This window comes from Streptomyces formicae (genome assembly GCF_002556545.1).
Taxonomy (GTDB): domain Bacteria; phylum Actinomycetota; class Actinomycetes; order Streptomycetales; family Streptomycetaceae; genus Streptomyces; species Streptomyces formicae_A.
Map to the genome: position 1 here is coordinate 5,704,747 of NZ_CP022685.1, position 13,593 is coordinate 5,718,339.

Genomic DNA, 13,593 nt, shown 5'->3' on the forward strand with positions numbered 1-13,593 from the left:
GACGTGCGGCGAACGGCCGGGCGCAGCCGTTCCGCCGTACGAAAAAGTACATAAACGTATCTTGAGCGACACTTCGGGTATTCGCCTGTTACGGGAAGAAAGCGCGTGTCGTTGGGAGCATGGCCGGGTGAACCGACCGACCGACCTCAGCGCCTCGTCGTCGCCGCCCGCGAAGCCGCAGCCGCCGCAGCAGCAGCCGCAGTCACAGCCGCTGCCGCTGACCGCACGGGACGGTGACCGTTCGCCGGGACTCGCCACCTGCGTCGTCGGCGGGGCCGTCGCCGCGGGGCTCGGGCTCGGCTCGTTCGCCGTCCTCGTGATGGTGCTGTGGATCAGCTCGCCCTACCCGGACAGCGGACCCGGCGGCGCCCTGCACGTGGCGGCTGGGCTCTGGCTGCTCGCCCACGGCACCGAGCTGATCAGGACGGACACGCTCTCCGGGGTGCCCGCGCCGGTCGGCGTCACGCCGCTGCTGCTCGTCGTCCTGCCGGGCTGGCTCGTGCACCGGGCGGCCAGGGACGCGGCGGCCCCCGAGGGGCGCGGGCACGAGGTGCGCGCCGCGTGGTGCGGGGTGGTGGCCGGGTACCTGCTGGTCGGCGCGGCCGCGACGCTCTACGCGGCGGGCGGTGAGCTGCGGGCGTCCTGGGTCAGCGCCGCCGTGCACCTGCCGCTGCTCGTGGTGGTCGCGGCCGGGTTCGGGGTGTGGACGGCGCACGGCCGTCCGCGCGGGCCGCTGCCGGTGGCGCTGCGTGGGGTGCTCACCGCGCTGCCCGACGGGGTGCGGGCGCTCTTCGTACACGGCTTCTTCGTGCGCAGGCGGGCGCTGGCGCTCGCCCGGGCAGGGGCGGCGGCGACGCTGGTGCTCGTCGGCGGTGGCGCGCTGCTCGTCGCGGTCTCCCTGGTGCTGCACGCGGGCCCGATGCGGGAGTCGTTCGCGCAGGTCACGGACGTGTGGTCGGGGCGGTTCGCGGTGCTGCTGCTCGCCCTCGCGCTGGTGCCGAACGCGGCGGTGTGGGGCGCCGCCTATGGACTCGGCCCCGGCTTCGCCCTGGGCACGGGGACGGTGGCGGGCCCGCTGTCCGTGGGCGCGGGGCCGCTGCTCCCGCCCTTCCCGCTGCTCGCCGCGGTGCCTCCCGAGGGGCCGGGATCCCCGTTGACCTGGGCCGCTGCCGGAGTGCCCGTGGCGGCAGGGCTGATGGTCGCGTGGTGCACGGTGCGGGCGGCGGCCCCGGCTTTCGGCGAGCGGGACGAGGCGTGGTCGCGGGGCCGGACGGCCGCGGGCGCGGCGGCGGCCTCGGCCGTGTGCGGTGCGGCGACGGCGCTGCTCAGCGCGCTCGCGGGCGGGCCGATGGGCGTGGCCGTGCTCGCCGACTTCGGTCCGGTGTGGTGGCAGACAGGAGCGGCGGCGCTCGGCTGGGCTGCGCTGGTCGGGGTGCCGGGTGCGCTGGCGCTGCGGGCGTGGCGGCTGCGGGAGCCGCAGCCCGCGGCGCCGAAGGAGGCGGTGGTGGGGGAGCCCGCGACGGAGGGCGGGCGGCGGTCCTGGCTTTCGCACCTCGCGGTGCCCCGGCCGCACCTGCCCCGGGTGCGGGTGCCGATGCCTCGCGTACGGGGGAGGGTGCGCATGCCGAAGGTCCGGCTGCCGTGGCCCGCCCGTGCCTCCAAGACCCCCAAGCCCCCCGGGGGCGCCTCGTCCGCCGAGCCCGTCGCACCGGCCGTGCCCGACTTCGAGCCGTACGACTTCGAAACCGCGCCCGCCTGGCACGACGAGTCCCGCCGCGAGGCCCGCTGGCAGGCGCTCATGGAGGCGGGGCGGGCCCCGGAACCGGGCGCTCGGACGGCCTCGGAACTCCCGCAGGAACGCGAAGGGCCCGTTCACCCCGGCTCGGGGTGAACGGGCCCGGAAGGACCTCGCGGCGGGGCGGGAGCGTCAGTCGTCCTGCTCGCCGAGGAGCGGGCGCAGCGGCTTCGGCAGCAGGTCCTCGCAGGACTGCTTCGACGCGCTGGTGAGCGCGTCGTCCACGCACGTGTAGTAGTCCCGGTACACCAGCTGCGCCGTGAACGTGGCCGCCACCATGGCCAGCGCGAGCGCGCCCGTCACCAGGCCGCTGATCGCCGCCGTCGTCTGCGGCCGCGTGCTGGTCGGCGCCTGGTCGGCCTGCGGTGTGCCCTCGCGGCCCGCGGGCGCGGCGGCCGTGGGGTCGGGGGTGCGCCGCTTGGCGCGCAGCGACTGGACGGCCCACATCAGCGCGAGCGCGCCGAGCAGCAGCGCGACGTACCGCCAGCCGAAGAGCGCGAAGAAGAAGCCCCACATGCCGGAGAGCAGGGCGTAACGCGCGCGGCGCTGGGCGGGGTCGGTCGGGTCCCAGCGCATGCCACCGCCGTTACCGCCGGGGCCCGACGGGCCCTCCTGGCCGGGGCCGTTCTGCTGGCCGGGGCGCTCGCCGAAGCCGCCCTGGGAGCGTCCCGGCTGCCGGTCGCTCCACTGGCTGCCCCAGGGGGAGCCGCCGCCCGCACCGTCCTGGTCGGAGTCGCCCGAGGGGCGGCGCGGCTGCCAGGGCCGGTCCGGAGTCCCCTCCGGCGGCGGCGCGAAGGGGTTGTCGTCGTCCTTGCCCGTTCCCTGCCGGTCCGAGTCCCGGGACTTCGGTCCCTGGGAATCGGAATCCTGCGGTGGAGACGAAGGGCGGCTACGGTCCGGCATCAGGTGTGCGTCTTCCCCTTGGTAGGGCCGTGGTGGAGCCTTCGTGCGGTGGCTCGGCAACTCGGCATTCGTCGGTATTGAGGCGCCTTTCCCACAGACGCTACCTTCCCCCCGCGCCACCGTCCCGTGAGGGGCGGTTCCGGGTGCCGGTATCGTTGCTGGCGGTCGGCCGCTTCGTAGGGTTCCCCGTATCGCGGGGCACGAAGCCTTCGTACGACCATACAAAGACGCACTTCCCGAGAAAGGGCCCCGCTGTGGCCAAGAGCGCTGTGGTCGCGCGCCCCAAGCGCCTCGTCGTGCTGGTGTCCGGGTCGGGCACGAACCTGCAGGCCCTGATCGACACCATCGGCGAAGAGGGCGCGCGGGGCTACGGAGCCGAGATCGTCGCGGTCGGTGCCGACCGCGACGGCATCGCGGGCCTGGAGCGTGCCGAGCGCGCCGGGATCCCGACCTTTGTCTGCCGGGTGAAGGACCACGCGACCCGCGACGAGTGGGACGCGGCGCTGGCCGAGGCGACCGCCGCGTACGAACCCGACCTGGTGGTCTCCGCCGGGTTCATGAAGATCGTGGGGAAGGCGTTCCTCGCGCGCTTCGGCGGGCGGTTCGTGAACACGCACCCCGCGCTGCTGCCCAGTTTTCCGGGGGCCCACGGTGCGCGCGACGCGCTCGCGTACGGCGTGAAGGTCACCGGTTGCACCGTCCACTTCGTCGACGACGGCGTCGACACCGGCCCGATCATCGCCCAGGGCGTGGTCGAGGTCCGGGACGAGGACGACGAGAGCGCTCTGCACGAGCGCATCAAGGAAGTCGAGCGCACGCTGCTCGTCGATGTCGTGGGGCGTCTGGCCCGGCACGGCTACCGCATTGAGGGACGAAAGGTTCTTATCCCGTGACCGCCGAAGCTACGAACGCCAACGCAGCTATGAACACCGACGCTGCGCAGCGCCCCATCAAGCGCGCGCTCGTCAGCGTCTACGACAAGACCGGCCTGGAAGAGCTCGCGCGCGGGCTGCACGAGGCGGGCGTCGAGCTCGTCTCCACCGGCTCGACCGCCGCGAGGATCGCCGCCGCCGGGGTGCCCGTCACCAAGGTCGAGGAGCTCACCGGCTTCCCCGAGTGCCTGGACGGCCGCGTCAAGACGCTGCACCCGAAGGTCCACGCGGGCATCCTCGCCGACCTGCGCCTGGAGGACCACCGGCGCCAGCTCGCCGAGCTCGGTGTGGAGCCCTTCCAGCTCGTCGTGGTGAACCTGTACCCCTTCAAGGAGACCGTCGCCTCGGGCGCCACCCCCGACGAGTGCGTCGAGCAGATCGACATCGGCGGCCCCTCGATGGTCCGCGCGGCCGCCAAGAACCACCCCTCGGTCGCGGTCGTCACCGACCCGAAGCGCTACGCGGACGTCCTGGCGGCGGTCACGGCGGGCGGCTTCGACCTGGCCGCGCGCAAGCGCCTCGCGGGAGAAGCGTTCCAGCACACGGCGGCGTACGACGTGGCGGTCGCGAGCTGGTTCGCGGACGGCTACGCGGCCGCCGACGAGTCCGGCTTCCCCGAGTTCCTCGGCGCCACGTACGCGCGCAAGAACGTGCTCCGCTACGGCGAGAACCCGCACCAGGGCGCGGCCCTCTACGTCGACGGCAACGGCGGTCTCGCCGAGGCCGAGCAGCTGCACGGCAAGGAGATGTCGTACAACAACTTCACGGACACGGACGCCGCGCGCCGTGCCGCGTACGACCACGACGAGCCCTGCGTCGCGATCATCAAGCACGCCAACCCGTGCGGCATCGCGATCGGTTCGAACGTCGCGGAGGCGCACCGCAAGGCGCATGCCTGTGACCCGCTCTCCGCGTTCGGCGGCGTGATCGCCGTCAACCGCCCCGTCTCCAAGGAGATGGCCGAGCAGGTCGCCGAGATCTTCACCGAGGTCATCGTCGCGCCGGAGTACGAGGACGGCGCCCTCGAAGTCCTCACCAAGAAGAAGAACATCCGCGTGCTGCGCGCCCACCGGGCGCCGTCCAACGCCGTGGAGGTCAAGCAGATCGACGGCGGCGCGCTGCTCCAGGTCACCGACCGGCTCCAGGCCGACGGCGACAACCCCGCCAACTGGACGCTCGCCACGGGCGACGCCCTGAACGAGGGCGAGCTCGCCGAGCTGGCCTTCGCCTGGAAGGCGTCCCGCGCGGTGAAGTCCAACGCGATCCTGCTCGCCAAGGACGGTGCCTCGGTCGGCGTCGGCATGGGCCAGGTCAACCGCGTCGACTCCGCGAAGCTCGCCGTCGAGCGCGCGGGCGAGGAGCGGGCCCGTGGCTCCTACGCCGCCTCCGACGCGTTCTTCCCCTTCCCCGACGGTCTGGAGATCCTGACCGCCGCGGGCGTCAAGGCCGTGGTCCAGCCCGGCGGTTCGGTCCGCGACGAGCTGGTCGTGGAGGCCGCGAAGAAGGCGGGCGTCACGATGTACTTCACGGGGACGCGGCACTTCTTCCACTGAGCCGCACCCTGACACGACGGTGGCCGCGTCCCTCCCCCGAGGAGGGACGCGGCCACCGTTCGTGCCCCGTGCCGGGGCCGACTCGCTCAGTAGCGAGGGCGGTTGAACCACGCGGTGCCGCTGGGGACGACGGGCGCGAGGGTGATGATGACGGCGAAGACGACCCAGATGAGCGGGCCGATGATCGCGGTCGCCAGGCCCGTGTCCAGGCCGACGAAGAGGTAGATGAGGCCGACGATGCCGCCGAGCGCGCCGTAGACCACCGTCGTGATGCGCACGCCCTGGCCGCCTCGGCCGAACTTCACGCCGAGCGTGATCGAGAGGGTGGCGAGAGCGGCGGCGATGAGCGCGAAGACCACGAACAGGCCGGTGGCCGCGTCACCGAAGCCCGCGTCGTCGAGGCCGAACTCGTCGGCGCTGTCCGAGACGTCGTTGGCGACGGCGGCGCCGTAGAGGAAGCCGATGGTCGACAGGATCTGCACCGAGGAGATCAGGAACAGGAAGACCCGCGCGGTCATCAGGAGACCCGGCATCGACTGCTGCATCATGTTGCCGCCCGGGTAACCGGGGTAGCCCGGGTAGCCGGGCTGCTGCGGGTAGCCGTAGCCCTGCTGCGGCGGGACGCCGGGCGGGGCCTGCTGGGGATAGCCGTACCCGGGAGCGGCCGGGGGCTGCTGGGGCGGCTGCCCGTATGGGTTGTTCGGGTCGCCGTAACTCATGGCGGTCTTCCTCCGTCGGGTGGTGCTGGGGACGACGCGGAGCACCATGGAGGAAGTTCTACAGATGCGGTCCGTCCCCCCGACACTGCCGCGGCACTGTGCCGCACATCGTTCTTTAGCCACGGCTTATTTGTCCAGCCGTATTCCGTATGTGTTGTGCAAGTGCAACCTCGCTGATCAGCGGCGGAACGGCGGTGCGCCCGGGGGAGTGCCCTGATTGGTACCGGGCGGGGCTCATCCGGGAAGATGGGGGCATGACCGCCCAGATTCTCGATGGCAAGGCCACCGCAGCCGCGATCAAGTCCGAACTGACCGCCCGCGTGGCGGCCCTGAAGGAGAAGGGCGTCACGCCCGGACTCGGTACCGTCCTGGTCGGCGACGACCCGGGCAGCCAGAAGTACGTCGCGGGCAAGCACCGCGACTGCGCGCAGGTGGGCATCGCCTCCATCCAGCGCGAACTGCCCGCCACCGCCTCCCAGGAGGAGATCGAGGCGGTCGTCCGCGAGCTCAACGAGGACCCGTCCTGCACGGGCTACATCGTCCAGCTCCCGCTGCCCAAGGGCATCGACGAGAACCGCGTCCTGGAGCTGATGGACCCGGACAAGGACGCCGATGGCCTGCACCCGATGAACCTCGGCCGCCTCGTCCTGAACGAGCCCGCGCCGCTGCCCTGCACGCCGTACGGCATCATCCGGCTGCTCCGGCAGCACGACGTGGAGATCAAGGGCGCCGAGGTCGTGGTCGTGGGCCGCGGCGTGACCATCGGCCGGCCGATGCCGCTCCTCCTCACCCGCAAGTCCGAGAACGCCACCGTCACGCAGTGCCACACCGGCACCCGTGACCTGGCCGCGCACCTGAAGCGGGCCGACATCATCGTCGCCGCCGCGGGCGTGCCGCACCTGATCAAGCCCGAGGACGTGAAGCCGGGCGCCGCCGTCCTGGACGTCGGCGTCTCGCGCGACGAGAACGGCAAGATCGTCGGCGATGTCCACCCGGGCGTCGCCGAGGTGGCAGGCTGGATCTCCCCGAACCCGGGCGGCGTCGGCCCGATGACCCGCGCACAGCTCCTGGTGAACGTGGTCGAGGCGGCGGAACGCTCCGCGAGCTGAACGGGAAAGGTGCCAGGCCATGAGTGCAGGACCTGAGCCGGGGCAGACCCCGGATGCTCCCGAGGCCAAGGGCGCGGTCAGCGCGCCGAGCCCGGACGGGCGGCCGCGGAAGGTGACGCGCCGCTTCCCGCTGTTCACGCGGGACACCGCGCGGCCCGAGGGCGGCGGCCGCGCGGCGCCCGGCGACGCGCCCGCGCCCGCCCGGCAGTGGCCCCTGCTCACCGTGGTCTCCACGGTCGGGCTCGGCCTGCTGATCACCGCGCTCGACGCGTTCCGCTTCGGCACGATACTGATCGGTCTCGCGCTCATCGGCGGCGCCGTGCTGCGCTGGATGCTGCCGGACGTGGGGATGCTCGCGGTCCGTTCGCGGTTCACGGACATGGTCACGTACGGCGTGCTCGGCGGCGCGATCGTGCTCCTGGCGATGATGGCGCAGCCGGACCCGATCCTGGAGATCCCGTTCCTGGACGACACGCTGCACTACACGATCTGAACCACCCCGCCCCTCGCGCGCGCCGCTCGAGTGACGATGGCCCGTCCTTCCCCCGGAGAGGACGGGCCATCGTCGCTCCCGTCCGAACTTACGGACCCGCCCGGCGCACGTCATCGCGTGGGGGGTGGAGGTCCGGGTCACCTTGCGCGGTAGCCGCGCGGTTCCTACAACTTCCGCGGTACCGCCGCTGGTTGACGTGACGCCGCCCGCACGCGGGCTACGCTGCGGCGATGCGGATCCACCCCCTAGTCGTCGACGCGCTCATCGCGGTCGCCCTGACCACGGTGGCCGTGCTGCTCGGACAGGAGGCCCTGCGGCAGGGATGGCCCGAACTCGACGCCAGGGCGTACGTATTGGTGGGTCTTGTCAACCTGCCGGTCGTGTTCAGGAGCCGGGCGCCGCTCACGGTCCTGCTCGTCGTCCACCTCGCGTGCGCCGTGTACGTCACCCTGGGCTACTGGCCCGTGGTGAACACCTTCGGACCCATGATCGCCGTCTATACGGTCGCGTCCGTGTACCCCGTCCGCGTCTCCCTGCCGGGCGCGGCCCTGATGTGCGCCGTATGGATCTACGCCGGTCTCATCAGCAAGGACGCCGTGATGGCGTCCGTCGTGGGACAGGCCGTCGGCTTCTCGCTCGTGCTGTGGCGCTTCGGCTACGTCGCACGTCAATCCGCCGAACTGGCGCGGCAGTTGAAGCGCGAGCAGGACGAGCGGGCGCGGCGCGAGGTCGCCGAGGAGCGCGGGCGCATCGCCCGCGAACTGCACGACGTCGTCGCCCACCACATGTCGGTGATATCCGTGCAGGCGGGCCTCGCACGGTTCGTCTTCACCTCCGACCCCACCACCGCGCACGCGGCCCTCGGCACCATCTCGGGGACCAGCGGCGAGGCCCTCGAAGAGCTGCGCCGCATGCTGCGCGTGCTGCGGTCGGGGCCCGACGACGGCGAGGAGGGGCCCGAGGCCCCCGACGCGCCCATGCCCGGACTCGCCAGGCTCGGCGAGATGACGGAACGGCTGAGCGCCGGGGGCCTCCCCGTCGAGTTGCGCGTCACCGGCACGCCGCGCGAGGTCGCGCCCGGCGTCGAACTCTGCGCGTACCGCGTGGTCCAGGAGGCTCTGACCAACGTCATCAAGCACGCCCCCGGCGCCACCGCGACCGTCGAACTCGGCTATCTGCCCCACCACATCGAGGTGTCCGTCACCAACACCCGGCCGTCCGGCGGAGAGGGGGGTATTCCGGACAGACTACGGACCGGTAGCGGGCACGGCTTGCTTGGGATGCGGGAGCGGGCCAAGCTCTACGGCGGGACGATCAGCATCGGCCCGCTGAGCGAGGGAGGGTTCGCCGTGCGACTCACCCTGCCGACCTCGGCGCGGGCCGCAGCGCAGGGGGACGACGCTACGGAATGACCGGATGACCGGCTGCATCAAAGTGCTCGTCGTGGACGACCAGTTCCTCATCCGTGCGGGCCTGGTGGGGCTGCTCAGGGCTGCGCCGGGCGTGGAGGTCGTCGGCGAGGCGGGCGACGGCGCCGAGGCGGTCGCGCTCGCCGCGCGGACTCGGCCCGACGTGATCCTCATGGACATCAGGATGCCGGGCATGAGCGGCATCACCGCGACCACGAAGATCCTCGCGCAGGCGCCCGAACCGGCGCCGCGCGTCCTGGTGCTCACCACCTTCGACCTCGACGAGTACGTGTACGGGGCGCTGCGGGCCGGAGCCTCCGGGTTCCTGCTCAAGGACTCCGGGCCCGAACGGCTGCTCGCCGCGGTGGCGGCGGTCGGGGGCGGTGACGCGCTCTTCGCGCCCAGCGTGACGCGGCGCCTGGTCGAGGCGTTCGCCCGGCAGACGGCGGGGCCCGGTGGCGCGGGCGACGAACCGCCGCCCGATCTGGGGGCGTTGACCCTGCGGGAGGTCGAGGTCCTCAAGCTCATCGCGCGCGGTCTGACCAACGCGGAGATCGCCGAGCGGCTCTACATCAGCGAGGCCACGGTCAAGACGCACCTCAACCGCACGATGAGCAAGCTCGACCTGGACAGCAGGGCGCAGGCCGTGGTGGTGGCCTACGAGACGGGGCTCGTCACGCCCGGGGGCTGAGGGGCCCGCGATCCGGTGCGGAGGCGGGCCCGGTGGTTCAGCACCTGGTGGTTCATCGTCCAGTGGTTCAGCAGGTGACGACCTTGCCGTAGGAGCCGCGGCCCCAGTTCCACTCCCACTGCTCGCCGTGCTGGTAGGTCAGGCACGGCGAGTCGTTGCCCCAGTCGATGACGACCTTCAGGTGCATGGCCTCGCCGCAGAGGTTGGTCACCTTCACGTACTTCTTGTGCTTGATGACGTCCCGCTTCACACAGGACGGGGCGGTGCCCTGGATCGCGGTGGGCGCGGTGGCCGGTGCCGCCGCTGCCGTGGGCGCGATGGCCAGGCCCGTGGCGAGGAGGGCGGAGGCGGCGAGTGCGCCCGTGGTGAGGCGGGCGAGACGGTTGCCGTGTGTCATGTCCGGGGCCCTTCGTGAGGTGGGTGCCGCGTCGCGTCGCGGTTCCTCACGAACTCTGCCTACCCGCCGTGCTCGTGCGTGGCTGAACATGGCCGGTGCGCGCTTCTTCGACCCTTTCGTGGGACGGCGCGCGCCCAAACCTGAGACGGCGCCCGTCCTCACCCCCGTGGGAGGACGAACGCCGCCGGTCAGCGCGCTGGTTCCGGTGGGAATCAGCCGATGTAAGCGATGCGTTTCGCTTGAGATCCAGAGTCATGGACCCGCCAACCCCGGACAAGGGATGACCGGCCCCTGTGGCACGGAGGTGACCATTCCGCAACGGTGTTCGGGGCGTGCAACGAGCTTGGTCCGATGTCCGTACGAGCGGAAGGAATCGGTCAACTCTCCCAATCGGGACGCTCTGTGACGTCCCGGACCGGTCCCAGGGGTTCCGCATCGTGGAGCGGGGCGGCGGTGGGACACTGGTCCGCGAATCGCGGGGAGTGTGACGCTGCACGCCAGTGGCCCGAATGCTCCCGTGCGCCCCCACGGCCGGAACTGACATCCTGACTTTGCGCATCCCTCTGGGTAGTCCAGAACGGGATGGCGGCAAGACGGACGCGCGGGGGCAGGACAGGCACGTACGGGGGGAATAGGGGGAGCAATGCCTCGTTGGAAGGCGCTACCGGATGAGCTCGACCCGCAGGTCAGGGAGTTCGCCAGCCAGTTGCGCAGGCTCGTCGACCGTAGTGGGCTGAGCATCGCGGCGGTGTCCGACAGGACCGGCTACAGCAAGACGTCGTGGGAGCGCTATCTGAACGGGCGACTGCTCGCGCCCAAGGGGGCGATCGTCGCGCTCGCCGAGGTCACCGGGACGCCTCCGGTGCATCTCATCACCATGTGGGAGCTGGCGGAGCGGGCGTGGAGCCGTTCCGAGCAGCGGCACGACATGACCATGCAGGCGATCCGGATCTCGCAGGCGCGGGCGGCGTTGGGGGAGTTGGGCCAGAACCCGGGCGGTTCGTCCAAGGCGTCCAAGACGCCCAAGGGCAAGGGGGACGGGGCGGCTGCGCGGAACGGGGGCGGGGGGATCGGGAGCGCTACGGGGATCGCGGGCCCGGCCGGAGTCTCCCCCACGGTGCCGCCGCAGCGCCCTGCCCCTTCCCCGGCCCCTTCTCCTTCCCCTTCTCCTTCTCCACCCGGTGGTGCTTTCGGCGCTCCATCGTCTTCGTACGGAGACGTGTCCGCGTCGGCGTTCGGTGCCGGTGGCGTTCCGCCTCAGGGGGAGGACGGAGGTGCCGGGGCTTCTCCTGACGGCCAGCGGCGGCGTCGGAAGCTGACGATGTTCCTCGCGGGGACGGTGGGGGCGCTGGTCGTGATCGCCGCTGCCGTGCTGTTGACGCGGGGCGGCGACGACAAGAAGGACGAGGCGAAGCCGTCGGCTACGCCCAGTTCCAGTCGTGCGAAGTTGCCCGCGGGGGTCGAGTGCAGTGGGACGGACTGCGCGGGCAAGGATCCCGAGAACATGGGGTGCGGCGGCGAGTTGGCGAGGACGACGTCGCGGGCCACGATCGGCAAGACGGTGATCGAGGTGCGCTTCAGCAAGGTGTGCGGGGCCGCTTGGGCGCGGATCACGCAGGCGGCGCCCGGGGACACGGTGGAGATCACCGGGGGCGGTGGGGGTGCGGGGGCGAAGCAGAAGGGGACGGTGAGCAAGAACTTCGACGCGTATACGCCGATGGTGGCGGTGAAGAACGGCACGGCGGCAAAGGCGTGCGCGACGCTTGCGTCTGGCCAGACGGGTTGCACGACGTAGCTGCCGGTGTCGCCTTGGGTTCGTCGTGGGGGCGGGGCCGCGGGGGTATGTGCGTACTCGCCGTCCCAGATGACCGCCAACGGACTTGCTTCCCTGCCCCCGTCACTTATGTGCTCCGTGCGCACATACCCCCACGTCCCCTCGCGCGCGCTCGCGACCGTCCCCCGGCGGGGGTTCCCGGCCCCCACCGGGCCGCAGTCGCTGTTCGACCGGAGGGGACGTGGCGGTATGTCCGCCCGGAGCACATGTGGCCACGTGCCGAGGTGCCCGGAGTGTGGCGGCCATCTGGGACGGCGAGGACGGACATACCGCCGCGGCCCCGCACCGGACCACCGGGCGGGGCCCCCTTCAGGGGCGCGGGGAACTGCGCAAAACCCCGTGTGACACCACACCGGACGTGGGCAAGAAGCCCCCACCCCCCACCCACCCGGCAGGGAACCACGCACCCCAGACCCGACCAGAGAGAAAAAACGGCGACAGGGGGGAATGACCCGCTCCCCGGAGGGCAGGCGCACCGTACCCCCACGGGAGTGGTCACACCCCCACGGCGGCCGCCACGCTCCCTCTCCCGAGGTGGCGGCCGCCCCCCGCCACAGAGGCTGTGGGCCGGGCCACACAGGGCCGGGGGTCAGGGGGAGTCGGAGCGCGATAGCCTGACGGCGGATCTCTCTTGATGCCAAGAGATCGATCATCGAGAGGCGATCGAGGACTCGGCGCGGCGTCGGCGGGGATCCAGGAACCAGGGGATCCACGTACGTAGGGACAGGGACCCCCACCGCCAGCTGTCTTACGGAGATCGCCATGACCCGCACTCCCGTGAATGTCACCGTCACCGGCGCGGCCGGCCAGATCGGCTACGCGCTGCTCTTCCGCATCGCCTCGGGCCACCTGCTCGGCGCGGACGTGCCGGTCAACCTGCGCCTTCTCGAGATCACTCCGGCGCTGAAGGCCGCCGAGGGCACCGCCATGGAGCTCGACGACTGCGCCTTCCCGCTGCTGAACTCGATCGAGATCAGCGACGACCCGAACGTCGCCTTCGACGGTGCCAACGTCGCTCTTCTCGTCGGCGCCCGCCCCCGTACCAAGGGCATGGAGCGCGGTGACCTCCTTGAGGCCAACGGCGGCATCTTCAAGCCGCAGGGCAAGGCCATCAACGACAACGCCGCCGACGACATCAAGGTGCTCGTCGTCGGCAACCCGGCCAACACCAACGCGCTCATCGCGCAGGCCGCCGCCCCGGACGTACCGGCCGAGCGCTTCACCGCGATGACCCGCCTGGACCACAACCGCGCCCTCTCGCAGCTCGCGAAGAAGACCGGTTCCTCGGTCGCCGACATCAAGCGGCTCACCATCTGGGGCAACCACTCCGCCACCCAGTACCCGGACATCTTCCACGCGGAGATCGCGGGCAAGAACGCCGCCGACGTCGTGAGCGACCAGTCCTGGCTGGCCGACGAGTTCATCCCGACCGTCGCCAAGCGCGGCGCCGCGATCATCGAGGCCCGTGGCGCGTCCTCCGCTGCCTCCGCCGCCAACGCCGCCATCGACCACGTCCACACGTGGGTGAACGGCACGGCCGCCGGTGACTGGACCTCCATGGGCATCCCGTCCGACGGTTCGTACGGCGTTCCGGAGGGCCTCATCTCCTCCTTCCCCGTCACCACCAAGGACGGCAAGTACGAGATCGTCCAGGGCCTGTCGATCAACGAGTTCTCGCGCACGCGCATCGACGCCTCCGTCCAGGAGCTCGCCGAGGAGCGCGAGGCCGTGCGTGGTCTCGGTCTGATCTGATTCGGT

General features: G+C 71.8%; 12 protein-coding genes. 9 read left to right on the plus strand and 3 right to left on the minus strand.

Annotated elements, in window-relative coordinates; genetic code table 11:
• Window positions 1-211 precede the first annotated feature (211 nt).
• Window positions 212-1,891 carry a DUF6350 family protein gene (locus tag KY5_RS24930; RefSeq protein WP_234363209.1) on the plus strand — a complete coding sequence of 560 codons (1,680 nt, stop codon included), beginning with the start codon at window positions 212-214 and terminating at the stop codon, window positions 1,889-1,891.
• 36 nt (window positions 1,892-1,927) lie between these two features.
• On the opposite strand, the gene KY5_RS24935 is transcribed toward KY5_RS24930, so the two are convergent.
• Entirely contained in the window at window positions 1,928-2,698 is a 771-nt protein-coding gene (locus tag KY5_RS24935; RefSeq protein ID WP_234362847.1) for a hypothetical protein, read from the minus strand.
• Window positions 2,699-2,952: 254 nt separating this feature from the next.
• Here KY5_RS24935 and purN point away from each other — a divergent pair, with 254 nt between their 5' ends.
• Together purN and purH are read left to right on the plus strand one after the other, a co-directional pair.
• Window positions 2,953-3,591, plus strand: a complete 639-nt coding sequence (purN, locus tag KY5_RS24940; protein WP_418952813.1) for a phosphoribosylglycinamide formyltransferase — start codon at window positions 2,953-2,955, stop codon at window positions 3,589-3,591.
• A gap of 29 nt (window positions 3,592-3,620) precedes the next feature.
• A complete protein-coding gene (gene purH / locus KY5_RS24945; RefSeq protein WP_098244317.1) occupies window positions 3,621-5,183 on the plus strand; it encodes a bifunctional phosphoribosylaminoimidazolecarboxamide formyltransferase/IMP cyclohydrolase in 1,563 nt (520 codons plus the stop codon).
• An 86-nt stretch (window positions 5,184-5,269) separates the two neighbouring features.
• On the opposite strand, the gene KY5_RS24950 is transcribed toward purH, so the two are convergent.
• Window positions 5,270-5,902, minus strand: a complete 633-nt coding sequence (locus KY5_RS24950; RefSeq protein ID WP_098244318.1) for a hypothetical protein — start codon at window positions 5,900-5,902, stop codon at window positions 5,270-5,272.
• A 254-nt stretch (window positions 5,903-6,156) separates the two neighbouring features.
• Here KY5_RS24950 and KY5_RS24955 point away from each other — a divergent pair, with 254 nt between their 5' ends.
• The 4 genes from KY5_RS24955 (at window position 6,157) to KY5_RS24970 (ending at window position 9,604) form a co-directional block, all read left to right on the plus strand.
• A complete protein-coding gene (locus KY5_RS24955) occupies window positions 6,157-7,011 on the plus strand; it encodes a bifunctional methylenetetrahydrofolate dehydrogenase/methenyltetrahydrofolate cyclohydrolase (protein WP_098244319.1) in 855 nt (284 codons plus the stop codon).
• Window positions 7,012-7,030: 19 nt separating this feature from the next.
• On the plus strand, window positions 7,031-7,504 hold the full coding sequence (locus tag KY5_RS24960) for a DUF3017 domain-containing protein (RefSeq protein ID WP_098244320.1): 474 nt from the start codon (window positions 7,031-7,033) through the stop codon (window positions 7,502-7,504).
• A gap of 230 nt (window positions 7,505-7,734) precedes the next feature.
• A complete protein-coding gene (locus tag KY5_RS24965) occupies window positions 7,735-8,916 on the plus strand; it encodes a sensor histidine kinase (RefSeq protein WP_098244321.1) in 1,182 nt (393 codons plus the stop codon).
• A gap of 4 nt (window positions 8,917-8,920) precedes the next feature.
• Complete coding sequence (locus tag KY5_RS24970; RefSeq protein WP_098244322.1) at window positions 8,921-9,604, plus strand: response regulator; 684 nt, start codon at window positions 8,921-8,923, stop codon at window positions 9,602-9,604.
• Between the two features lie 67 nt (window positions 9,605-9,671).
• Here the strand turns inward: KY5_RS24970 and KY5_RS24975 are convergent, their stop codons facing one another.
• Complete coding sequence (locus KY5_RS24975; protein ID WP_098244323.1) at window positions 9,672-10,001, minus strand: hypothetical protein; 330 nt, start codon at window positions 9,999-10,001, stop codon at window positions 9,672-9,674.
• A gap of 643 nt (window positions 10,002-10,644) precedes the next feature.
• On the opposite strand from KY5_RS24975, the gene KY5_RS24980 reads away from it, so the two are divergent.
• Both KY5_RS24980 and KY5_RS24985 read left to right on the plus strand, forming a co-directional pair.
• Window positions 10,645-11,796 carry a helix-turn-helix domain-containing protein gene (locus tag KY5_RS24980; RefSeq protein WP_098244324.1) on the plus strand — a complete coding sequence of 384 codons (1,152 nt, stop codon included), beginning with the start codon at window positions 10,645-10,647 and terminating at the stop codon, window positions 11,794-11,796.
• An 801-nt stretch (window positions 11,797-12,597) separates the two neighbouring features.
• Window positions 12,598-13,587 (plus strand): malate dehydrogenase, encoded by a 990-nt coding sequence (locus KY5_RS24985; protein ID WP_098244325.1) that lies wholly within the window; start codon window positions 12,598-12,600, stop codon window positions 13,585-13,587.
• The last annotated feature ends 6 nt before the right edge of the window (window positions 13,588-13,593 follow it).